Below are 24,012 nucleotides of genomic sequence, written 5' to 3' on the forward strand. Positions count from 1 at the left end.
GAAAAACGACTTGATGTTGGAGGAAATGATGACATACTTCTCAGATTACAGCAAAAAAAGGTTTGCCATTCTAGTGTTAATTGTATCTATTTCTGGCTTTTCACAAGGGATGCTATTACCGCTAATTTCAATTATTTTCGAACGTGATGGAGTATCCTCTGCGTTAAATGGATTGAACGCAACAGGTCTATACATAGGAACTTTATTAATCTTACCGTTTATCGAGCAGCCATTACGAAAATGGGGCTACAAAACCATTATTTTAATAGGCGGTGCACTTGTCTTCGCTTCACTGCTTGCATTTCCCTTATGGAAGAGTGTGACTTTTTGGTTTACCCTCCGCTTACTCATTGGGATTGGGGATCATGCATTACATTTTGCAACACAGACGTGGATTACAAGTACTACGGATCGTAAAAGCTTAGGAAAAGGTATGGCCATTTACGGCTTGTCCTTTAGTACAGGTTTTGCGGTTGGTCCTTTGATGGTGAAGCTTATACAAGTTTCAGAAGCATTACCGTTTATTGTGTCCTCGATTATGTGCTTATTAGCATGGGCTTTTGTCTTCCTTTTACAAAATGAAAAACCAGAGAGATTAACGGGAGACTTGCATGCAAGGGGGTGGCATCGTTATAAAATAGCCATTGCATTTGGATGGATTGCATTTTTAGGGCCATTCGCTTATGGGTTTTTAGAATCTGCTTTAAATGCTTTGTTCCCAGTCTATGCTTTACGTAAAGATTTTGACGTGAATATGATTCCCATTATGTTATCAGTCTTTACATTTGGCGGAATATTAACGCAGGTGCCGCTTGGTGCAGTAGCGGATAAAATAGGACGACGTTATGTCCTGATGATTGGCTCATTTGGAGGGGCTATTATTTTTGGGATTGCCAGTTTTTTAGAGCATTCTCAAATGGCGGTAGCTGTAGCATTTTTCTTTACAGGTACATTAGTCGGTTCGATGTTTTCACTAGGTATTACCTATATGGCAGACTTAACACCAAAAGAGCTACTACCAACAGGAAATCTGTTTTGCGGTATTGCTCTAAGTATCGGTAGTTTAACAGGACCATTTTTAGGAGGCATTTATTTAGAATATGTAAATTACAGCTTCCTTTTATTAGTGGCGATGCTTTTGCTAGCTATAGCCATTGTTTTATTAGTATTTGGGCGAAATAAAAATAAGCGACCAGTGTCAATATAAGGGGGATCACTTTTCCTTGAAGCGGAAAAAAGTGAGCAGCCCGGAGACTTTTGGGTAGTATAATTTAGACAAAATAAAAGAGCGGGGCTCATCTTCCCGCTCATAAAACAAAAAAACGCCCAGCAAATCCGTGCTGTTATGGCGTTCTTTGCGTGACAAGGATGTTCCGTCCAAGTCACATAGGTTTGGCACCTAGAATGATATTATACAGACAAGTTAACATAAAATCAAATAATATTTGTAGATAACACTAACTCAATATAAAAGTTATCGATCCACCGTGCAGCTGTATGTTAAAGGGCGTCACTCATTTTTTGAGGACGCCCGTTTTCATTACTTATTTTTTAACACAAGCTTCGCCACACATTCCACCTGTGCAGTTTGTGCAAACATATCCACTGGCTGAATATACTCCACATCATAAAACTTCGATAATTCGTTTAAATCCTTCGCTAAAGTTGATGGATTACACGATGTATAGACGAAGCGCTTCGGTTTTAGCTTCAACACCGTGCGGATGAATTCTGGTGCTAGACCTGTGCGAGGTGGGTCAACTGTAATAACGTCTGGTGTAAACCCTTCTCTGCGCCATTTTGCTAGGACACTTTCTGCTGTGCCGACTGCGTATTTTGTATGCTTGAAGCCATGGTTTCGGGCATTTTTACGTGCATCCTGAATGCTTTCTGGAATAACATCCATCCCGCGAACTTCTTTTGCTTTGTCAGCCAGCCATAAGCCGATTGTTCCGACACCGCAGTAAGCATCAACAACTGTTTCTTTGCCTGTTAATGCGGCTGCTTTTTTTATTTCATCATAAAGATGAACCGTTTGTGTTGGATTCAGTTGGAAAAAGGCGCGAGCTGATAAATCAAAGGCTAATTCTCCAAGCTCCTCATGAATTGTTTCCTTGCCGTCAAGGACAATTGTTTCATCGCCAAAAATTAACGATGTTTTCTCACGGTTAATATTTTGGGCAATCGAAACAATACTTGGGTCGATTTTTTTAATACGTGCAATTAGTTCAGCTTGATGTGGAATTTCCTTGCGCGTTGTAACGAGCACGACTTGTGTTTCACCAGTACGAATTCCTGTACGTACAACAATTGTACGTACTAAGCCATCGAGTGTACGACCATCATAAATAGTAATATTTAGTTTTTGTAAAATTTTACGCGTTGCCACTGTGATTTTAGATGTAATCGGATGTTGAACAAGGCAATCATTGATGTTCAATAACTTGTTACTACCTTCTGCAAATAACCCCGCATAGACACGTTTACCCTCTTTACGTACTTGATACTGACTTTTGTTACGATAATTCCATGGATTATCCATCCCTAAAGTTTTGCGAACTTCAACTGTATTAGCTAAAGGTTTAGCGTAACGTTCTAATGCTTGAATAACGATATCACGCTTTTCGATTAGCTGTTTTTTATATGTCATATGCTGAAGCTGGCAGCCGCCACATTCGTTGTAAACTGGGCATGGTGCTTCCTGGCGATGTTTTGAAGCTTTGCGAATAGTAACTATTTCTGCTTCGGCAAAGTTTCGCTGTGTTTTAGTTACTTGTGCTGTAATTTCTTCACCAGGAATAGCGCCTTTTACGAATACAACATTACGCTTATAAAAGCCTACTCCTTCACCGTTAATACCAAGTCTTTTTATTGTTAGAGGAAATTTTTGTCCTACTTCCATTGTTGTTTGCTGCGTCAAGCGATCCACGTCCCTGTTCTTTTAATATCATCTCCCCATTATAACTAAGGAGTAGACGATTGCAAAGCGACAGGGGAATCTTCATATTCTAAAACTAAATCGTCAATGGATAAAAATGTATAGCCTTGTTTTTTTGCATCGGCAATAAACCTTGGGAGAGCTTCTGCATTATCTTGTGCAACTGTATGCATTAAAATAACAGCGCCAGGGTGAAGCTGTTCCATTAATGCATTATACGCATAATCTGCACCACGACGGACATCCCTTTCCCAATCCTTAAAGGCAACAGACCAGAAAATATGACGGTAGCCCTCAGTATTTGCTACCTCTAATAATTTCGCATTAAATGTACCTTCAGGTGGTCGGAAGTATGTTGTACGCTTTATACCAGTCAATCCCCGAAGTTTATCGTCAAATTTTTTCCATTCTGTACGCATAGCATCTGGCGTTAATCTCGCCATATTTGGATGTCCATATGAATGGTTGCCGATTGTGTGGCCATCTTTAATCATGCGTTTCACTATATCGGGGGCACTTTCTAAATAATGACCAGTTAAAAAGAAGGTGGCTGGTGCTTTTTCCTTCTTCAATGTATCCAAAATGCTTTCTGTAAACCCATTTTCATATCCGTTATCAAAGGTTAAATACGCAACTTTTTTATCAGGCTTACCTTTATAAATAGCACCATATTTCTCAAGTAGCTGATCAAGCTGTGCTCCAGCCTCAGCTGGTTCACCGTTTTTTGCTTTCTTTAATCCCCAATGGTATTCATCGGAGCCAGAAGCTGAAAATGGATTAAAGCTAATCGCCGCGGCAATAATAAAAGTAGCGATGACCGCACCTACAATATGCTGTTTCCACATATAAAAACGCATCCTTTCTTTTTCATTAGAATGCGTATTTTTAAAAAAATTATCCTATTTTATTTAATGCGATAAATATTGAAGAGGAAATACCGATGCAAAACTGGAGCATACCCACAGAGCAATACCTTCGAAAAATGTTATAATGATCAGTAGTGAGGTGTTTGAAATGCGTATTATTACGAAAATTGCACGTCAAAAAAACAACCCAGAACGTTATAATATATATTTGAACGAAGAATACGCTTTTCCTGTAGATGAGGCAATTCTCATTCAATTTGGATTAACGAAGGGAAAAGTACTTGAGGAATTTGATATTCAGGAAATTGCCTATGAGGACGAGATTCGAAAAGCTTTTAATAAAGGGTTAAATTTTTTGTCTTATCAAATGCGTAGTGAGCATGAGGTCAAGAAAAAGCTTCTCTCGTTAGAATTTGGGGAAGCGGTTATTTTAGAGGCTATCCAAAAGCTTAAATCATACGGCTTTTTAAATGATGAAACTTACTCTAAGGCGTTACTCGATACAAAAAAAGCTACGATGAAAAAGGGTCCTAAGGCAATTAGGCAAGACCTTATGAAAAAAGGAATTGATAAAAGCTTACAGGATGAGGTTCTTGCTACGTACAGTCATGCGGAACAGGTAAAGCTTGCCACACAATTGGCTGAGAAGGTCATTCGATCGGAAAAAAAGAAAACACCAACACAAATAAAAGCTAAAATTCAAGATTTTTTAATGCGAAAAGGTTATTCTTTTAGTGTTGTAGATGATGTGCTCAGTCAAATAGAGATTGAGCAAGATGAAGATGAATGGCAACAGCTACTTGATGGGCAAGGCGAAAAAGTTTGGAAAAAGTATTCATCGAAATATACTGGCTATGAATTGAAAATGAAAATAAAGCAGGCTCTCTATCAAAAGGGGTTTCCTATAGAGGTTATAGATCGTTTTATAGAAGAGAAGGAGAATGAGGAATGAACGAAAAAAATTATGCTGCAATGTCAGAGCACGAATTACGTGAGGAAATAGCAATGATAAAGGAAAAGGCACGTAAGGCGGAACAGCTAGGTATCATTAATGAATTCGCAGTATATGAGCGTAAGGCTTTAATGGCAGCTGCTTATTTAGTAGATTTGGACACAATAATTCCTGGAGAAATGTATCGTATTGACGGCTCTGAAAATGAATTTTTTCAAGTGGATTATTTAAAAGGTCGCTTTGCTTGGGGACATCGCTTAGGGGGCGAAAAATATCAAGAGGCTTTACCTGTTTCCATGCTATCTCCTGTAAAGGTGGGCAAATAAATGGAAGAAAAAATTGAAAAACTAACTGCTGAATTACTTACAAAAAACCCGCAAATGTCAGTAGGACGTGCACGAGTATGGATTGAGCTTTTATGGAGTGATTTTGAATCGACTTCTGCAAAAGCAGGCTACTCCTATCGTGGTGCTGATTACACTGAAAATTTAGTGCGGCAATTAATTAACAGCTACGGCGATAAACTTCATGCATTTGCAGGGCGCAATCCTAAATACGCACATTTACTCGATGCTAGTGATGATATAGTACAATAACAAAACCCTGACCAATATTTGGTCAGGGTTTGCTGATGTTTAATTACTTGCACCAACCTGTAATTTTTTTTGAAGTTTATCTTCGGTAAAAATCCAGCCTGTGTATGAAGTGATGATCTCATTGTCATCGTTTAAATGAGCGACAGCAACGAATGGATAGCGATTATCACTACGGTAACGCAGATCAATTAATCTTACTTCTGTTAAGCCATTATCGAGTTCTGAAATTTCCCAGCGATACAAAGGTGAGAATGACACGAAAGCAGCGAGATTGCGATCTTTCAATGCTATTTCGATAAGAGGCGTTTTCGGTAAAGGTTTTATTTCGAATTTATCATAAATATTAACAGTTCGCCCATAAGCGCGTCCAACGTAATAATGCGTTTTGGATTTTGCTGCAATTCGCCAGTGGAAGAATCGCATTGTCGGGGCTACAATGACATACTCCTCATCCTGTATGGTTTTATGCACAGCGTTCTTTACAGCTTTTTGGACTGTAAAGCGTAAAAGATAGTAAACGATAATAATGAGATACATAATACTAAATGTCCAAACCGGATTTGCACCAAATGCCCAAAGTAAAATGCCAAGGCAATGTAGTGTAAAAATAATTGGATCAAACGTATTAATAACACCAAGTGCAACCCATCTTCTAGAGAATGGTCGAAGTGCTTGTGTACCATAAGCGTTGAAAATATCAACAAAGACATGAAGTGCTACAGCTAAAAATGTCCAAAGCCATAAATGAAACACATTTGCGTCTTGAATAATAAGTGCTAAAACCGCTGTAATTAATATGGGCCAAAGAGCTACTGCTGGTAGTGAATGTGTAATTCCTCGATGATGTCGAATATAAACGGCATTGTTGCGTAGTTTTAACACTGTATCGACATCAGGTGCCTGTGAGCCAATAATTGTACCTGCCATTACTGCGGTAAAGGTCATTGAATGATCTGCTACAACGGGGTCGACTAATGCAAGACCTCCGAGGGCAATACCCATAACGAAATGTGTGCCTGAATCCAAAAATATCCACTCCTTGTATGCAACAAAAAAGAGTACAATTACATACATGTATATTTCAATCATCCGTAATACGTGATATTTACAATTAAGAAAGTTGTTTTAAAGCATGAAGAATTATGACGTTTTTTGTCGTTTTTGACAGATAATCTTTTCTTAATTGTATACTCTTTTTACCATAAATAAAATCGTAAAGACGCAGGAGGTCACTGTGAATTATCCATATGTAACAGAATTTCGACAATCTTTAGTTGAATGGTTTAATGTTGAGAAACGTGATTTACCTTGGAGACATACTACGGACCCTTATAAAATCTGGGTATCGGAAGTGATGCTCCAGCAAACACGTGTCGACACAGTTATTCCTTATTACAATCGTTTCATGGAAAGTTTTCCAACATTAGAATTACTCGCGGAAGCTCCGCAAGAATACTTATTGAAGCATTGGGAAGGCCTTGGCTATTACTCCCGTGCACGTAACCTGCAAGCGGGGGTCCGTGAGGTATTAGAAAACTACGGTGGGATAGTACCCGATAATCGCCACGAGATTTCAACATTAAAAGGCGTAGGCCCATATACAGCTGGCGCTATTTTAAGTATTGCCTATAATAAGCCCGAACATGCGGTTGATGGCAATGTTATGCGCGTTTTAAGTCGTGTGCTTTCTATTCATGATGATATAGCAGTTCCAAAGACTAAAAAGGTTTTTGAAGCGGCTGTTGAAGAATTGATAGATCCCGAAAATGCATCGTCCTTCAATCAAGGCTTAATGGAGCTGGGTGCACTTATTTGTACGCCAACCTCACCAAAGTGTTTATTGTGTCCAGTTCGCGAATACTGTACCGCTTATAATGAAGGTGAGCCAGAAAAATTACCGATCAAATCTAAAAAAGTAAAGATGAAGCATATCTCATACGATGTGCTTGTATGCCAAGATGACGAAGGTCGATTTTTATTAGAACAGCGGGCAGCAGAAGGTTTACTTGCTAACCTATGGCAGTTTCCAATGCTTGAGCACGGTAAAGATTCAATAGAGACATTTATAAATGATTATGCTATGAATGTTCAAGCGCAAGAAGATTTGTTAACATTTAAACATGTTTTTTCACATTTAACATGGCATATAAATAGCTATTTTATGAAATGCAATTCAGCAGTTAAGGGCGAATGGCTGACTCGAGAGCAAATTAAATTATTACCAATGCCCGTTCCAATGCTGAAAATTTGGCAAGAAATTAAGGGTTAATCAAGAAAATAAAATTTTATAAAAATTAATGAGCATAAAAGCATTCACCTCGGTACACAATAATGAGCGTGGAGGTGAATGAATAATGAAAAAGCAAAATAACAACCAAAATTTACAACCGAATAAAAACATGCAACGTCAAAGTCAAGAATTTGGTTATGAAACAGACGTTAATGAAGTGCAAAAGCAAAATGCTAAAGCAGAGCAAAACAAAGCTCAAGCTTCAGGTAACTTCAATAAAACTAACCAAGATCTTGGTGAATAAAACTTTGTAATTGCATAATTGCATTTACCTCTTAGGGGCTGTCTAAAATCGAAAAGATTAATAAAGGCAGCTCCTTTTTAATTTTTCGGAAGCGAGGAAGAAAGGCTTTGATTCAGAAAAAAATCCAATTTGTATATAAACACAAGCAAAAAACTTCAATTGGATTGTTGTTATGATAAAATTCGCTTCAAATTAACGAAATTTCGTACAAATTTAAAAGAGCGCAGGGAAATTTGTGGTTTTCTAACTACACCTTTCGCGTACACATTGCTATAATATACTAGAGACTGCTAGATTTAGGTAGCATATAGACGAAAAGGTGGGCTTCAAAAATGGCAATACCGGTAGAAGGAGAAACGATACAAATACATAGTTATAAGCACAATGGCCGCATCCACCGTGTTTGGCAAGAAACAACGGTTTTAAAAGGGACGAAAAATATAATTATCGGTGCGAATGAACGGACACTTGTGACAGAATCCGATGGTCGTACTTGGCTAACGAGAGAGCCTTCTATTTGTTATTTCCATGCGGAGCACTGGTTTAATATCATTTGCATGCTACGTGAGGACGGTGTGTATTATTATTGTAATCTAAGCTCACCATTTGTTTTCGATAATAATGCCATTAAATATATTGACTATGATTTAGATATTAAAGTTTTCCCTGATATGTCTTATTCACTCTTAGATGAGGATGAATATGAGCTACATCGTAAGGAAATGTCTTATCCAGATGTCATAGATAAAATTTTAAAGCGCAATGTCGATAAATTAATTAGCTGGATTCAACAAAAAAGAGGACCCTTTGCACCTGATTTCATCGATGCTTGGACAAGTCGTTATAAGTTTCAGCTCGATATGCAAGCAGATGATTAGTTGCACCTATTAGTTTTACTAATGGGTGTTTTTTTTTATGCCTTAAACAATCGGATTGCAAAATAGTTAGTGCTAAAGTTAAATTAAATGTACTTAAAGCAAAATATTGCTATAATACGTTTGGACATTCAATTTGTGGATGTCTGTTTCTTTTTATGTGCTATTTACATAAGAAAGTCTTATTAATAAGGATGTGATAATAAATTGGGTAGTATTAAGCGTTATATGAAATTTGTAAAACCATATACATGGGAAATTATTTTAACGATTATAATTGGTATAGTGAAATTTGCGATTCCGTTATTTATTCCATTACTCATAAAAATCGTGTTAGATGATATTATCGATGCAAAAAGTCTAACGGATGCAGAGAAGACAAAGGAATTGTTTTATTGGTTAGGTGGTACGATCATTGTATTCTTTATTATTCGACCACCGATTGAGTATTACCGTCAATATTTCGCTCAAAATGTCAGTAACAAAGTGCTTTTCGATATTCGAAAACAAATATATGCACATTTACAGCGATTAAGTTTAAGATACTATGCCAATACAAGAGCTGGCGATGTTATTTCAAGAGTGATTAATGATGTGGAGCAAACAAAAAACTTTATCATGACAGGCTTGATGAATGTTTGGCTAGACCTTGCGACAATTGTTATTGCTATCGGTATTATGTTTGCCATGGATGTTAAGCTTACGTTAGTAGCATTAGTTGCGTTCCCATTTTATGCATTTAGTGTGAAGTACTTCTTTGGTAAACTTCGATCTTTAACACGTAAACGATCACAAGCACTTGCGGGTGTGCAAAGTTATTTACATGAACGTGTAGCTGGAATGAGTATTATTAAAAGCTTCACGCTAGAAAAGCATGAGCAAAAATTATTCGATGAAGCAAATGGTGAATTTTTAGAAAAGGCACTAGACCATACGAAATGGAATGCTAAATCCTTTGCGGTGGTAAATACCATCACGGATGTAGCACCTCTCCTAGTCATTGCTTATGCAGGTTATCAGGTTATTAATGGTTCTCTTTCAGTCGGGACGATGGTAGCCTTTATTGCTTATATCGAACGACTTTATGGTCCACTTCGTCGTCTTGTCAGTTCATCAACGATGTTAACACAGTCAATAGCATCAATGGATCGAATGTTTGAATTAATAGATGAACCTTTTGAAATAAAAAACAAGGCTAATGCCTTAGAGCTACCTAGAGTAAATGGTGAAGTCCGCTTTGAAAATGTGAATTTTCAATATGAAGAAGATGGCTCACAAATTTTAAACAACATCAATTTCACGATTAACCCTGGAGAGACAGTTGCATTTGTAGGAATGAGTGGCGGAGGAAAATCAACGATCATTAGTTTAATTCCTCGCTTTTATGATACAACGAGTGGCGCAGTGACTATTGATGAATATGATGTACGTGATATATCATTACATTCTTTACGCTCACAAATTGGAATAGTGTTACAGGATAATATTTTGTTCAGCGATTCGGTAAAAGAAAATATATTAATGGGCAAGCCAGAAGCTTCTGATGAAGAGGTTATTGCTGCTGCAAAAGCGGCAAATGCACATGATTTTATTATGAGCTTGCCAAATGGCTATGACACAAAAGTCGGGGAACGCGGTGTGAAGTTATCAGGTGGACAAAAGCAGCGAGTAGCAATCGCTCGTGTATTTTTGAAAAATCCGCCTATTTTAATACTGGATGAAGCAACCTCTGCTTTGGATTTAGAAAGTGAGGCACTTATTCAAGATTCATTGGATGTACTTGCACATGAACGTACGACGATTATAATTGCTCACCGACTTTCTACAATTACACATGCAGATAAAATTATTGTTATAAATCATGGACAATTAATTGAAAGTGGTACCCATGAGCAATTAATGCAAAAAGAGGGGACTTACTTTAATTTATTCCAGGTGCAACATTTAGATTGATATACAACGTTATAATAGAAAAAATCTGGCTCCCATAATGTGGGGTTGATTTCCGTTCCGGCCAGGCGCTTTGTTGCTGCCGCTCCGCTTTCGCACAGATAAGATAAAACATTTGTTGCTGCCGCTTCGCTTTCGCACAGAGCAGAGCTTCCTGGGGGCGTCCGATGAGCCGCTTGGGCCAACAGATGTTTTTTGCGCGAAAGCGTAGTGCTAACGTAGCGGCAGCAGCACGATGTTGGTCACGAAGGCGTTATCACAGGACGTGATGGTTTTAGCCTTCGTTCCCCTATGTGCTCGCTCCAGGGTCTCATCTGTGACGCTTATCCCCAAGAGTCGCCTGGCCTCCACTCCAATCAACTTATTCTCGTGACATACGTTTTAACAAAATGTCATTCTCAGCTTTAAATGATACACAGGGATTTATTCGGAACCTAGCATCCGAGGAGTCGCTTGGACTAACAAGTTTTTTATATGCGAAAGCGTAATGTCGTCCCAATCTTTTGGTAATGAGTCAATAATTTAAAAATAGCGTTCCGTTTAAGTATAAAAGGAACGCTATTTTTTTGTCTTATTTATAAAATATTATCGATTAAAAAGACATAATTAATATGAAACTCGAATGGTGTAGAAAATCTTTGTTAATTGCAGAATAATTATGATTGAAAGAGCAATGTTTTTTGGTTAGAATTATCTGAAAATGGGGAATTGAGTGACAGCGGATGTAATTAAGTAAAAATATAGGTAGGATGGGGCGATTGATCATGCGAAAAAAGCTGCTAGAAATAAAAGGTTTAAAGACAACCTTTTTTACAGATGATGGACAAATTCCTGCCGTAGATGATATCGATTTTTCTGTTCATGAGGGAGAAATATTAGGGATTGTAGGGGAATCAGGAAGTGGAAAAAGTGTCACATCACTGTCCATTATGGGGTTAATACCATCGCCACCAGGAAAAATAACGGGTGGAGAAATACTATTAGATGGCAAAAACCTCGTTACATTATCTGATAAACAAATGCAAAAAATTCGGGGGAAGGATGTGGCGATGATTTTTCAGGAGCCTATGACATCCTTAAATCCTTTGTTTACAATTGGGGATCAGCTAAAAGAAGCGATTTTAATTCATCATCCAAAATGGTCTAAAAAGGAAGCATTTGCAAGGGCCATTGATATTATGAAACTAGTAGGTTTACCACGAGCTGAGGAATTATTAAAAGATTACCCACATCAACTATCGGGAGGGATGCGACAACGGGTCATGATTGCGATGGCACTTGTCTGTGATCCGAAGGTATTGATTGCTGATGAGCCGACTACTGCATTAGATGTTACGATTCAAGCTCAAATCTTGCAGCTTATGAAAGATTTAAATAAACGTTTAAATACAGCCGTATTATTAATTACACATGATTTAGGCGTTGTAGCAGAAACATGCGAGCGGGTTATTGTGATGTATGCAGGCCAAATTGTAGAGGAGGCACCTGTTCAGGAGATATTCGCTAATCCAAAGCATCCTTATACACAGGGGCTTATTAAATCAGTACCGGATATGCGTTATAAAAAGGATAATCTTTACTCTATACCAGGTAGTGTACCTAAGCCTGGTAGTATTCAGGAAGGTTGTCGTTTTGCAGCGCGTTGCGAATTTGCGATGGACCGCTGTGTACAAGAAACACCACCTTTATATGAAGCGGCAGAGCGGCATAAATCGAGATGTTTTTTACTAGAGAAACAGGAGGTGGAGCAACATGTCGAAAGTGTTATTGAAAGTTGATGGTTTGAAAAAGTATTTCCCTATTCGGAAGGGTGCCTTGAATACACAGGTTGGAGACGTAAAGGCAGTGGATGATGTTTCCTTTGAAGTTTTTGAAGGAGAAACATTAGGTATTGTTGGTGAATCAGGGTGTGGTAAATCAACGACTGGTCGACTTTTAATGCGATTGCTTGAGCCAACAGAGGGCGAGATTGAATTCGCAGGTAAAGTGATTTCAGATTTTTCGAACAATGAAATGCGCAAAGCCCGTAGAGACATTCAAATGATTTTTCAAGATCCTTATGCTTCTCTTAATCCTAGGCATAATATTGGAAAAATATTGGAGGAGCCTCTTATTGTTCATGGAATGGGCAACGCAAAGGAACGGAAACAGAAGGTATTAGAGCTTCTCGAAATTGTTGGATTAAATGAATATCATGTGAAACGGTATCCACATCAATTTAGTGGTGGTCAAAGACAGCGTATCGGCATTGCCCGTGCTCTGATGACGAATCCACGTTTGATTATTGCGGACGAGCCCGTTTCTGCACTCGATGTGTCAATACAGGCTCAAGTATTGAATTTATTGCAAAACTTACAAAAGGATTTAAAGCTAACTTATATTTTTATTTCCCACGATTTAGGAGTTGTACGCCATATTAGTAATCGTGTAGGTGTCATGTATTTAGGGAAATTAGTGGAGCTGACAGCAAGTGAGGATTTATATGCTGAGCCACTTCACCCATATACACAGGCATTGCTATCCTCGGTACCTGTTCCTGATCCTACGTTTGAACGTGAACAGCTCATTATTTCTGGAGATATCCCAAGTGCTTCGAATCCGCCAAGCGGGTGCACTTTCCATACAAGATGTCCATTTAAAAAAGAAGAATGCTCTCAAGTAGTTCCAAAAATGCAAGAGGTGAAACCGGGTCATTATGTTGCGTGCCATCTATATGATGCAATTCAACATTCAATGATATAAAAAAACTTAGGGGGAAAATCAATGAAGAAAAAGAAGCTTTGGACTTTGGGTGTAATGCTTATCCTTGTTCTTTCGACGATGTTAGCAGCTTGTGGCGGCTCAGATACTAAGGATACGGGTAGTAAAGATACTTCAAGTGGTGGCGATAAAGCTAGCGGTGGTTCAAAAACATTAGTATATGGTCGTGGTGGTGATTCCACTGCTCTCGATCCAGCGACAGTAACAGAAGGTGAATCATTTAAAGTAACGGTTAACCTCTATGAGACTCTAATTAACTTTGGAGAGCAAGATGTAACATTGCAGCCAGGGCTGGCAAAATCTTGGGAACCTTCAGAAGATGGATTAACGTATACGATGCAACTTGAAGAAGGGGTTAAGTTCCATGACGGTACTGATTTCAATGCTGAAGCAGTCGTGAAAAATTTTGAGCGCTGGAAAGCTGGCGGTGCTGAAAAATTCCCATACTACGCCTCTCAATTTACGGTAGATGACAAGCAAGTAATTGAGTCGATTACTGCTGATGGTGATTATAAAGTTACATTTAAATTATCTCAACCACAAGCAACATTCTTGAAAAATTTAGCGATGTCTCCATTTGCTATTGCTTCACCAACAGCTTTTGAAAAAGATGATGAGGCACTTAAAGATCATCCAGTAGGTACTGGTCCATTTAAATTTGTTGAGTGGAAACGAAATGATTCCATCACAATAGAAAAAAACCCAGATTACCGTATTGCAGATTTGCCGAAATTAGATAAAGTTATTTTCCGTTCTATTCCAGATAACTCCGCACGTTTCAATGCATTAACTAACAATGAAGTTGATGTAGTGGATGGTTTAAGTCCATCTGATAAAGCTTCAATCGAATCCAATACAGATTTACAACTAATCGAACGTCCATCTATGAATGTTGGTTATCTTGGATTAACAGTGACTCGTCCACCGTTCGATAACGTAAAAGTTCGTCAAGCAGTAAATTATGCAATCGATAAGCAAGCATTAGTAGATGCATTTTATGAAGGCTTAGGCGAGCCAGCGAAAAATCCAATGCCTCCATTAGTTGCAGGCTACAACGATGCCATTAAAGGCTATGAATATGATCCAGCAAAAGCAAAAGCATTATTAGCAGAGGCTGGCTATGATGGTAAAGAAATCGAACTATGGGCAATGCCTGTGCCACGTCCGTATATGCCTGATGGTCAAAAAATTGCGGAAGCCATTCAGAAAAATTTAGCAGATGTTGGTATGAAATCTAAAATTGTAACGTTTGAATGGGCTACGTATTTAGATAAGGCGGAAAAGGGAGAGGCGGATGCGTTCTTACTTGGTTGGACAGGTGATAACGGTGATGCGGATAACTTCCTTTACACTTTATTAGACGGAGATAATATTCATTCTAACAACTATACATTCTATGACAACAAAGAAGTGCACAAACTATTAGTTGCAGCACAAACTGAAATGAATGAGGACAAGCGTAATGCCCTTTACAAGCAAGCACAAGAGATTATCTCTAAAGACGCACCATGGGTTCCACTTGCTCACTCTACTCCAATTTTAGCTGCTAATACTAAAGTTACAAACTATGTTGCACATCCAACAGGCTCTGACCGTTTAGAGTCAGTAGATATGAAGTAGGCTTATAGGGCTGTCTTGAACAGGTTTTAATTTTAGAGGGAATTATTATAAAGAATCTGCTTGCTTTCTGCGGGTAAGCCGTAGGAATCTAGCGGATTCTTTTTACAAGCTAGAGGTATTTTTTCTGTATGAAAGACCAATCATCTAAACGATCCATTATGCCTCGGCATAATTGCGTCCGGAACCGTTTGGTGAAGGCTGACCCTTTCTACAGTATGTGTAAAGACTTTAATGCTTTTCATACAAAAGTATATTTTGAAAATAACAGAGGGGTGAAGAAAATGCTTCACTATATGGGAAGACGTTTATCTCAATTAATCCCAGTTTTGCTTGGAATGACTTTTATCGTTTTCATGTTAATTCGTGCAATTCCTGGTAATCCAGCACAAGTAATTTTAGGACAGCAGGCAACGAAAGAAGCGGTCGAAGCGTTAAACGCAAGTTTAGGATTAAATAAGCCATGGTATTCACAATATTTTAGCTATTTAGGTGGCATTTTTCAGGGGGATTTAGGAATATCATTACGTACTAAATTGCCTGTATCAGAGGAAATATTCCCGTATTTAGCGGCAACAGCTGAGCTAGCGCTATTTGCCATGATTATCGCAGTGATTGTTGGCGTGAATGCAGGCATTATTTCTGCATGGTTTCAAAATTCTTGGTTTGATTATGTGGCAATGGTAGTTGCATTAATCGGAGTATCTATACCCGTTTTCTGGCTCGGCTTAATGGAACAATGGGCTTTTAGTAATCAGCTTGGCTGGTTCCCGACGTCTGGGCGAGAAGATGTGCGAGATCCAATAACTACCATTACTCATTTTTATTTACTGGATACGTTAATACAAGGCCGCTTTGATCAATTTACTGAAGTATTAAAGCGATTAGTATTACCGGGCATAGCTCTTGCGACAATCCCAATGGCGATTATTGCAAGAATGACTAGGGCGTCTATGCTTGAAGTAATGCGCTCTGACTATGTACGCACCGCTAGAGCAAAAGGACAAAAAATGTTTATTGTTGTTTATAAGCATGCATTGAAAAATGCAATTATCCCAGTATTAACAGTAATCGGTTTACAAACAGGGTTACTGCTAGGTGGTGCCATTTTAACAGAGACGATTTTCAGCTGGCCTGGAATAGGTCGTTATATTTATGATGCTATTGGCTTCCGAGACTATCCTGTTATTCAATCAGGTATTTTAGTAATTGCTTTTATTTTTATTATGATTAACTTAATTGTGGATTTACTATATACGGTGATTGATCCACGGATTAAATACAAATAGAGGGGAGAAGCAAAAATGACTGGAGCGATAAATATAAAAACAGAAGTAGCACCAAGTCGTGAACGAGCGGCAGGTCCTTGGAGAGAAGGCTGGCGTAGCTTTAAAAAGAGCAAAATCTCCCTAGTAGGTGCAGGCATTGTACTATTTTTTATTTTACTTGCTATATTTGGCTCGATGATTGCTCCTGAAGGTATGAATGAACAAAATCTTTCGAACCGTTTATTAGCACCGTCGAGTGAGCATTGGTTTGGAACAGATGACTTTGGGCGGGATATTTTCTCAAGGGTTATACATGGAGCTAGTATTTCTTTGAAGGTAGGCTTTTTTTCAGTTATTCTATCTGTAATTGTAGGTAGTTTCCTTGGCATTATTGCAGGCTATTATGGAAGATGGATTGATACGATAATCTCGCGTATTTTTGATATTCTTTTAGCATTCCCAAGTATTTTACTAGCTATTGCGATAGTAGCAGTACTTGGACCATCATTACAAAATGCATTGCTTGCCATTGCCATTATTAACGTGCCGAATTTCGGGCGCTTAATTCGTTCGAAAGTATTGAGTGTTAAAGAAGAGGAATACATTGTAGCGGCAAAGGCCATCGGAATGCGTGATTCAAGAATTTTGTTCTCGCATATTTTGCCCAACTCGATGACGCCAATTATCGTACAAGGAACGTTAGCGATAGCGACAGCGATTATTGAAGCGGCAGCACTAGGTTTTCTTGGGTTAGGAGCTCAAGCGCCAGCGCCAGAATGGGGTAAAATGCTAGCGGATTCCCGTATTTATTTAATAAAGGCTCCGTGGACGATGATTTTCCCAGGTCTAGCTATTATGTTAACGGTACTCGGTTTTAATCTAATGGGGGACGGCCTACGTGATGCGCTTGACCCGAAAATGAAAAGCTAATAAAAAAGGGCGAAGGGGTGAGATATTGCCAACCCTTCGCTTTTTTACATGCTTTAACTAAGCAATTATCCCGTAGGAGGTTTTACTTCTGTCAGCGGATGTCTTTTGTACGGAAAGCGTAGCGACAGGGACAGATGTTTGGACACCTCGCTAAAAACACCACCAATGGAGATGGGAGACATTTGCTTAAGAAGTTAAATAAACTCTTCTTCAAACTCCACATTGATTTCTTGGCCATGATGAGTTTGATACGAAACGATGAGCGTATCTAAATGCTCTAGGTTTTCTTCGTAATCTAAAATACGCGATAAAATATAAAGCAAGTGATAGCTCGAGAATTCTGTGTCGCCTTCTTCATGCGCATAACTAATCTGTTTAATGAATATTTCCATTAACTCATTACGCTGAACATAATCGATGTTTTTGCTCCACTCAGAATGTTCGGGCTTTAATTTCCCAGTATATTTTAATAGGAGCTGTTCATGATAAGTTAGCAGGAAATCAAGTCGCTCTTGAATCATTAAATGAAATTGTGTCGGTAGCTGGGCTAATTCGTTTTCATGATTATGAAGACGATGAAGCAGCTCTAAACTTTTCTTTGATGTTGTAATCATTTGGCGATAAACAACTAATTTACGTGCTTTTACAAACTTTTTATTTTTTAAGTAATTACGCTCTTCCTTATAAAAATCATACAGTGTGTCAACTCGTTGCATACGAGACTTAAATTTGCTTAATGCTTCTTTTGTAGAAGTATGCTCAGATGCCTGGCGAACAGCAAGTCGCGTCCATCGAATAATATCATCCTGTAAAAAGTAAATTTTACGGAAAAGCTTTACTTCATATTTTGGTGGTAGGAAGAACAGATTGACAACAAATGCTGCTAACACCCCAACTAATATTGTAACAAAGCGGATAAGACCAAATGTAAGAAAGTCATCTCCTTGAAACTCCATAATAGCTACAACTGTAACGAGTGCTAGAGACAATGATTTTTCAAGTTTGAATTTTAACATGATACCGATCGCGACAATGACTGCAATGCCGATAGCTACTACATGGTGACTAAAAAGCAAGCCGAAAATAACCGCAATGGTAGCTCCTATAATATTGGCTTGTACTTGCTCAACAATTGTTTGATATGAACGATAAATAGATGGCTGAATCGCGAAGATCGCTGCAATTCCTGCGAAAACAGGTGAAGGTAGCTCTAGCAGCTCAGCAATAAATAGTGCCAACACGATGGCGACACCAGTTTTAAATACACGGGCACCTAATTTCATAGAAAATGGATGTCCTTTCTGTCTAAAATTTTAAGCTTCTTTACATTATAGAAGGAAGTGCTCATAAAATACATAGATTTGTATGTCATTTACAGAAAAAGACGACTCACAGGGGAGTCGTCTTTAAAAGTTAACCTTAGAAACGGTTCTATATTGCTATTCTCACTAAGCGTTTAGCCGTTACATTTTACAAATTACAATTGTGAAAATGCAATATCTACCGCTTTGATTGTTTCAAGAATATCGGCTTCTGTATGTTCTGTTGTTAAGAACCATGCTTCATATTTTGATGGCGCTAAATTAATGCCTTGTGCAAGCATTAATTTAAAGAAGCGACCAAAGATTTCACCGTCTGAGTTTTCAGCCTGCTCATAGTTTTCTACTGTCACATCTGTAAAGTAAATTGTAAGAGCTCCTTTAAGACGATTAACAGTAATTGTTACATCATGTTTTTTTGCTGCAGCCAAGATACCTTCCTCTAAAATGGCTCCAAGACGGTCCATTTCATCATAAATACCTGGAGTTTGTAATACTTCTAGGCAGGCAATACCAGCTTGCATGGATGCAGGGTTTCCTGCCATTGTGCCCGCTTGATAGGCAGGTCCAAGTGGAGCCACTGTATCCATAATTTCTTTACGACCGCCGTATGCACCGATTGGTAAACCACCGCCGATTACTTTACCAAGTGCAGTAAGGTCAGGTGTTAAGCCTAATAAGTTTTGAGCACCACCATAGTGGAAGCGGAAAGCAGTAATAACTTCATCGTAAATAGTTAATGCGCCTTTTTCCTTGGCTGTAGCATGAACTAATTCTAGGAAGCCAGGGTTTGGCTCTACAATACCGAAGTTACCAACGATAGGCTCTATTAAAATAGCGGCGATTTGATCGCCCCATTTCTCCATTGCTTCTGTAAATGCTTCAGGATTGTTAAATGGTACAGTTATTACTTCCTCTGCAGTAGAAGTTGTAACACCTGCTGAGTCAGGAGTACCTAATGTTGCAGGACCCGAACCAGCAGCTACTAGTACTAAGTCGAAGTGACCGTGGTAGCAACCAGCGAATTTCATAACTTTTGTACGGCCAGTATAGGCACGTGCGACACGAATTGTTGTCATGACAGCTTCTGTACCAGAGTTATTAAAGCGTACTTTATCCATAGATGGGATTGCTTCTTTTAGCATTTTAGCAAAAGTAACCTCGTATTCAGTTGGTGTCCCGAACAAAGTGCCGTTTTCAGCTGCGTTTGTAATCGCTTTGGCGATGTGTGGATGACCGTGACCAGTAACGATTGGACCGTAAGCTGCTAGATAGTCGATATAACGGTTGCCATCAACATCCCAAAAATAAGCACCTTTCCCACGAGCCATTGCAACAGGTGAACCTCCGCCAACTGCTTTATAAGAACGAGAAGGGCTATTTACACCACCAACGATATGCTGTAGCGCTTCTTTGTGTACTGCTTCAGATTTTGTGTGATTCATATATATTGCCTCCTAAATCTTTATACTTCATCTATTGTAGACCTATCGCTGTAAGAAATCCAAAGAAATTAAGGGATATGATTTGTTTTACTGTTTAGAGTAAAATAGAGCGTACAGAGGAGGAGATTGATATGTCTTTAATAGAAGGTAAAAAAGCACCTGATTTTTCTCTTATAAATGAAACAGGAGAAACAGTAAAGTTAGCCGATTACAAAGGACAAAATGTTATTTTATATTTTTATCCTAAAGATATGACACCAGGCTGTACGACGGAAGCTTGTGACTTCCGTGATAAGCATGAGGATTTTAGTAAATTAAATGCAGTTGTACTTGGCGTTAGTCCTGACGATGCAAAAAAACATACCAAATTTATAGATAAGCATGGATTACCATTCTCGCTATTAGTGGATGAGGATCATGCTGTAGCAGAAGCGTATGGCGTGTGGGTGTTAAAGAAGATGTATGGACGTGAATATATGGGGATAGAACGTTCGACATTTTTAATTGATACAGCAGGAAACCTAATTAAGGCTTGGCGTAAAGTACGTGTAAAAAATCATATTGAAGAAGTATATACATATTTAGCAGAATGGGAGGCGAAGCAATGAGAATTTATTTTACATTTGAACCAAGACCGGATTTACGTGAGCCACTAGTAGCTGAATTTCCACAAGTTGATTTTATTTTTGAAAATGGCTTATCCAACGATGAGCTACAACAAGCGGATGTACTTGTCACATACGGTGAAGATTTAAATGATGAAAATATACAGTATGCAACAAAGGTTAAATGGATTTTCGTAGCTTCAGCGGGGATCGAAAAAATGCCAGCCGGGGCCATTATCGAACGAGGGATATTCGTTTCGAATGTGCGTGGCATTCATAAAACGCCAATGGCAGAATCGATGCTTGCCCATATTTTAGCGATTAAGCGTGCGTTGCCTTGGATGTATGAACAGCAGAAGAAAAGTGAATGGTCAAAGAAAGCGAAACAAACCGAGTTGCGGGATAGTACAGCACTTATTTTAGGACCTGGGGCTATTGGCTCGGAAGTAGGTCGCCTATTACAAGCTTTTGGTGTTGTGACAATTGGCTGTAACCGTACAGGGAACGAAGCGGCATCTATGAATGAGATGGTAAGCTTTGATCAATTAATTGAAGCATTACCGAAGGCTGATATTGTCATTTCAGTATTGCCTAAAACAGAGGAGACGACACATTTACTAAAAGTAGAACATTTTAAAGCGATGAAAAATGATGCCATTTTCATGAATTTTGGTCGTGGAAACTTAGTAGAAGAAAATGTGTTGGTGCATGCCATTCAAGTAGGTGAAATTGGTTATGCTGTTTTAGATGTATTTGAACAAGAGCCTTTAGCTGAGGATCATCCTTTATGGACATTACCGAATGTCATTGTGTCTCCGCATATTTCGAGTCACTCTTCTCGCTATGTTGAACGCAGCTTAGAAATCTTTAAGCCAAGTTTAGAGAAGTGGTTACGCGGTGAAACAGATTTAGAGAATAGGATGGATTTATCAAGAGGTTATTGAATTAATCCAAATTAAACTGAAATGTGTATGAATGTTGACAGAAGTAAGAGTAATTCGATACACTAATTATAACAATTATAAATTAATAATCTTTATGGAAGAGGTGCATGACGATGTCTGAAACGCATTTACAGGATGCACTTGACACGTTAAAAACAACTGGTGTTCGTATTACTCCTCAGCGTCATGCTATTTTGGAATATTTAATTCAAACAATGGCACATCCAACTGCCGATGAAATTTATAAAGCACTTGAAGGGAAATTCCCAAATATGAGTGTAGCGACTGTTTATAATAATCTTCGCGTATTTCGTGAAGTTGGTCTAGTGAAAGAACTAACATTTGGTGATGCTTCAAGTCGCTTTGATTTCGTTACAAATGATCATTATCATATGATTTGTGAATGCTGTGGCAAAATAGTCGACTTCCATTATCCTGGTCTCGATGAAATTGAACATTTTGCATCACAAGTAACAGGCTTTGATGTGCATGCACATCGTTTAGAAATTTACGGCACTTGCCCATCGTGTAAAGATGCATCTGCAAAAGTACAATAAAAAATCCTAGCTCTTAAATGAGGGCTAGGATTTTTTTGTCTTATTATAAGATTGGTCGAACTCTTTTCCTTCTAGAGTTGGATCCAGTGTTAATGGTTCATTACAGTACATACACATATCTACACGACCTAATACTTTTGTATGCTTATGGCAATTAGGGCATGCTACTTGAACAGCTTTTGTTGAAAGCAGTCCAATCCATGCATAAACGACTGTACTACCAATAATACAAAGTACACCAAGGGTCATGAAAATTAATACTAGAATAGGATAGTTTTTAAAGAAGATTCCCCCATACATAACTACAAAGCCGATAAAAATAAGTGCTAATGCAAATGAACGGATTTTATTAATTTTACTTTTGTAAGGTTTCATTTATCATCTTGCCTCCCAATCTAAAATCTACTATAACATATAAGAACAAAGTATTTTAGCTTTGATAACGTGGAAAGAAGGAATACTTTTAGAGTATGTCGAATTTTTAACGAAATCAATTTCACATTGGTGTAATTGAATACGGTGAAAATCCGTGACATCCATTAAATGAAGTTAAAAAGTAACAAGCAAATAGAGGGGGACTGAACATGGAACAAGTTTTGCGTCCGATATATCAGGAACGTGCAAGTCAGTCGAATACGTTAGGCGTTATTTTAATGGAAAAACGCGAGGAAAAAAGTAATGTGACAGATACATTTGATACAATCTTACTTATTATTGTAAAGGAAGCAGAAAAGCCAGTTTTTTCGAAGCATTACTTATATGAAGGAAATAAAGTAGCTTTACATACTGTTACTGAGAAAATACTACGAAAATGGCTACTCATTGGCTCAAATAAAAAAGTGGTCGATTGGATTTTCTTTGGTAGAGTATTATTTGATCGTAATGAATTTCTTCATAAGTTAAAAATTGAATTACAGGAGTTTCCGTTTAGTGGTCGTAAAATCAAAACTGGTATTCAATTTTCAAAGTTAATTCGACGTTATTTAGAAGGAAAAGAATACTTTGATAAGGGTAGCTATCTCGATGCTTATAATCACGTAGTAGATTCATTACATCATTTAGGGCGTTTATCCATTATTGATAGTGGACTTTACCCTGAAGTAACTGTTTGGGCACAGGTAAAAAAAATAGAACCAGCGATTTATAAATTATACGAGGAGCTCGTTACAAGTAATGAGCCGATAGAAAAACGTTTAGAGCTATTATTTTTAGCAAGCGAGTTTTTAATACATTCACGTACTCGAGACGGCGCTCAACATATTTTAGAAGTAATGCAAACAAAAGAGACCTGGACAATTCAGGAATTGCACGATCATAATGAGCTCATGAACTACTCAGTAGATTTAGAAGTGTTTGTAGAATATTTAGTGGACAAAGGTTATATTCAAATTGAACCGATCGTTGCGAAAAGTGATATGATATTCCACCGTCATTATAAGGTAAATAAAGAAGCTCTAGAAATGGAGCAAGGACTGTAGTATGCTAGTTATCGAGGTATGAAAAATACCTCGATAATTTTTTATAAAAAGTTGTTGACTTTTAATTAATTGGTATTGTATTATATTAATTGTCGCTAAGATATAACAAAATAACTCAACGAACGGAAAACTTCTTAAAAAAGTTGTTGACATGAAATGAGTTAAATGTTAATATAAAGAAGTCGCTGAAAACAACGACATCAACATGAACCTTGAAAACTGAACAAGCAAAACGTAATCAATAAAGTTTTTATTAGCTAACCTTGAGTTAGTGAACGAAACGAAATTTTGGACATCAAACATGATGCCAGCAAAACAATTTGAGCTAATCAAATTTCTTTTTATGGAGAGTTTGATCCTGGCTCAGGACGAACGCTG

General features: G+C 38.0%; 23 protein-coding genes. 17 read left to right on the forward strand and 6 right to left on the reverse strand.

Annotated elements, in window-relative coordinates; genetic code table 11:
* The first annotated feature begins 28 nt into the window (after positions 1–28).
* Entirely contained in the window at positions 29–1,207 is a 1,179-nt protein-coding gene (locus tag ACIQ7N_RS14095) for an MFS transporter (protein ID WP_402933043.1), read from the forward strand.
* A gap of 333 nt (positions 1,208–1,540) precedes the next feature.
* On the opposite strand, the gene rlmD is transcribed toward ACIQ7N_RS14095, so the two are convergent.
* Together rlmD and ACIQ7N_RS14105 are read right to left on the reverse strand one after the other, a co-directional pair.
* Positions 1,541–2,920: a 23S rRNA (uracil(1939)-C(5))-methyltransferase RlmD gene (gene rlmD / locus ACIQ7N_RS14100; RefSeq protein WP_402933046.1), complete on the reverse strand. Its 1,380-nt coding sequence runs from the start codon at positions 2,918–2,920 to the stop codon at positions 1,541–1,543.
* 44 nt (positions 2,921–2,964) lie between these two features.
* Entirely contained in the window at positions 2,965–3,783 is an 819-nt protein-coding gene (locus ACIQ7N_RS14105; RefSeq protein ID WP_132363348.1) for a polysaccharide deacetylase family protein, read from the reverse strand.
* Between the two features lie 169 nt (positions 3,784–3,952).
* Between ACIQ7N_RS14105 and recX the strand changes: the two genes are divergently transcribed.
* From recX to ACIQ7N_RS14120, 3 genes are read left to right on the forward strand one after another with little or no spacing between them, the layout of a single operon-like run.
* Positions 3,953–4,756: a recombination regulator RecX gene (gene recX / locus ACIQ7N_RS14110; RefSeq protein ID WP_132363346.1), complete on the forward strand. Its 804-nt coding sequence runs from the start codon at positions 3,953–3,955 to the stop codon at positions 4,754–4,756.
* Positions 4,753–5,082, forward strand: a complete 330-nt coding sequence (locus tag ACIQ7N_RS14115) for a YfhH family protein (RefSeq protein ID WP_053483069.1) — start codon at positions 4,753–4,755, stop codon at positions 5,080–5,082. The genes recX and ACIQ7N_RS14115 overlap by 4 nt, the downstream gene beginning before the upstream one ends.
* The gene (locus ACIQ7N_RS14120) at positions 5,083–5,352 is read left to right on the forward strand and encodes a YfhJ family protein (protein WP_132363344.1); all 270 of its coding nucleotides are present in this window, start codon (positions 5,083–5,085) and stop codon (positions 5,350–5,352) included. It begins immediately after the preceding gene.
* Positions 5,353–5,391: 39 nt separating this feature from the next.
* On the opposite strand, the gene ACIQ7N_RS14125 is transcribed toward ACIQ7N_RS14120, so the two are convergent.
* Positions 5,392–6,378, reverse strand: coding sequence for a metal-dependent hydrolase (locus ACIQ7N_RS14125; RefSeq protein ID WP_132363342.1), 987 nt, complete (start codon positions 6,376–6,378; stop codon positions 5,392–5,394).
* Between the two features lie 208 nt (positions 6,379–6,586).
* On the opposite strand from ACIQ7N_RS14125, the gene mutY reads away from it, so the two are divergent.
* The 9 genes from mutY (at position 6,587) to nikC (ending at position 17,286) form a co-directional block, all read left to right on the forward strand.
* A complete protein-coding gene (gene mutY / locus ACIQ7N_RS14130) occupies positions 6,587–7,621 on the forward strand; it encodes an A/G-specific adenine glycosylase (protein WP_402933052.1) in 1,035 nt (344 codons plus the stop codon).
* Between the two features lie 85 nt (positions 7,622–7,706).
* Positions 7,707–7,886, forward strand: coding sequence for a gamma-type small acid-soluble spore protein (locus ACIQ7N_RS14135; protein WP_142510774.1), 180 nt, complete (start codon positions 7,707–7,709; stop codon positions 7,884–7,886).
* A gap of 332 nt (positions 7,887–8,218) precedes the next feature.
* Complete coding sequence (ntdP, locus tag ACIQ7N_RS14140) at positions 8,219–8,764, forward strand: nucleoside tri-diphosphate phosphatase (protein WP_132363336.1); 546 nt, start codon at positions 8,219–8,221, stop codon at positions 8,762–8,764.
* Between the two features lie 204 nt (positions 8,765–8,968).
* The gene (locus ACIQ7N_RS14145; RefSeq protein ID WP_402933054.1) at positions 8,969–10,714 is read left to right on the forward strand and encodes an ABC transporter ATP-binding protein; all 1,746 of its coding nucleotides are present in this window, start codon (positions 8,969–8,971) and stop codon (positions 10,712–10,714) included.
* Between the two features lie 761 nt (positions 10,715–11,475).
* Positions 11,476–12,489 (forward strand): ABC transporter ATP-binding protein, encoded by a 1,014-nt coding sequence (locus ACIQ7N_RS14150; RefSeq protein WP_402933057.1) that lies wholly within the window; start codon positions 11,476–11,478, stop codon positions 12,487–12,489.
* Positions 12,464–13,453: an ABC transporter ATP-binding protein gene (locus ACIQ7N_RS14155; protein WP_248717102.1), complete on the forward strand. Its 990-nt coding sequence runs from the start codon at positions 12,464–12,466 to the stop codon at positions 13,451–13,453. Before ACIQ7N_RS14150 ends, ACIQ7N_RS14155 begins: the two co-directional genes overlap by 26 nt.
* A gap of 21 nt (positions 13,454–13,474) precedes the next feature.
* Positions 13,475–15,091, forward strand: a complete 1,617-nt coding sequence (locus ACIQ7N_RS14160) for an ABC transporter substrate-binding protein (RefSeq protein ID WP_402933060.1) — start codon at positions 13,475–13,477, stop codon at positions 15,089–15,091.
* Positions 15,092–15,372: 281 nt separating this feature from the next.
* Positions 15,373–16,377, forward strand: coding sequence for an ABC transporter permease (locus ACIQ7N_RS14165; protein WP_402933063.1), 1,005 nt, complete (start codon positions 15,373–15,375; stop codon positions 16,375–16,377).
* Positions 16,378–16,392: 15 nt separating this feature from the next.
* The gene (gene nikC, locus ACIQ7N_RS14170; protein WP_132363324.1) at positions 16,393–17,286 is read left to right on the forward strand and encodes a nickel transporter permease; all 894 of its coding nucleotides are present in this window, start codon (positions 16,393–16,395) and stop codon (positions 17,284–17,286) included.
* Positions 17,287–17,480: 194 nt separating this feature from the next.
* On the opposite strand, the gene ACIQ7N_RS14175 is transcribed toward nikC, so the two are convergent.
* Entirely contained in the window at positions 17,481–18,569 is a 1,089-nt protein-coding gene (locus ACIQ7N_RS14175; protein WP_402933066.1) for an FUSC family protein, read from the reverse strand.
* A gap of 194 nt (positions 18,570–18,763) precedes the next feature.
* Positions 18,764–20,050, reverse strand: a complete 1,287-nt coding sequence (locus ACIQ7N_RS14180) for a glutamate-1-semialdehyde 2,1-aminomutase (RefSeq protein ID WP_402933069.1) — start codon at positions 20,048–20,050, stop codon at positions 18,764–18,766.
* 131 nt (positions 20,051–20,181) lie between these two features.
* Here ACIQ7N_RS14180 and bcp point away from each other — a divergent pair, with 131 nt between their 5' ends.
* From bcp to perR, 3 genes are all read left to right on the forward strand, one after another.
* On the forward strand, positions 20,182–20,658 hold the full coding sequence (gene bcp / locus ACIQ7N_RS14185) for a thioredoxin-dependent thiol peroxidase (RefSeq protein ID WP_132363293.1): 477 nt from the start codon (positions 20,182–20,184) through the stop codon (positions 20,656–20,658).
* Positions 20,655–21,599, forward strand: coding sequence for a D-2-hydroxyacid dehydrogenase (locus ACIQ7N_RS14190; protein WP_402933072.1), 945 nt, complete (start codon positions 20,655–20,657; stop codon positions 21,597–21,599). Before bcp ends, ACIQ7N_RS14190 begins: the two co-directional genes overlap by 4 nt.
* Positions 21,600–21,712: 113 nt before the next feature.
* Positions 21,713–22,156 carry a peroxide-responsive transcriptional repressor PerR gene (gene perR / locus ACIQ7N_RS14195; protein ID WP_132363287.1) on the forward strand — a complete coding sequence of 148 codons (444 nt, stop codon included), beginning with the start codon at positions 21,713–21,715 and terminating at the stop codon, positions 22,154–22,156.
* Between the two features lie 24 nt (positions 22,157–22,180).
* On the opposite strand, the gene ACIQ7N_RS14200 is transcribed toward perR, so the two are convergent.
* A complete protein-coding gene (locus ACIQ7N_RS14200) occupies positions 22,181–22,531 on the reverse strand; it encodes a YgzB family protein (RefSeq protein WP_402933075.1) in 351 nt (116 codons plus the stop codon).
* A gap of 209 nt (positions 22,532–22,740) precedes the next feature.
* On the opposite strand from ACIQ7N_RS14200, the gene ACIQ7N_RS14205 reads away from it, so the two are divergent.
* Complete coding sequence (locus tag ACIQ7N_RS14205; RefSeq protein WP_132363281.1) at positions 22,741–23,634, forward strand: nucleotidyltransferase-like protein; 894 nt, start codon at positions 22,741–22,743, stop codon at positions 23,632–23,634.
* Positions 23,635–24,012: the final 378 nt, after the last annotated feature.

Source organism: Lysinibacillus sp. NPDC095746 (assembly GCF_044763535.1).
Classification (GTDB): domain Bacteria; phylum Bacillota; class Bacilli; order Bacillales_A; family Planococcaceae; genus Lysinibacillus.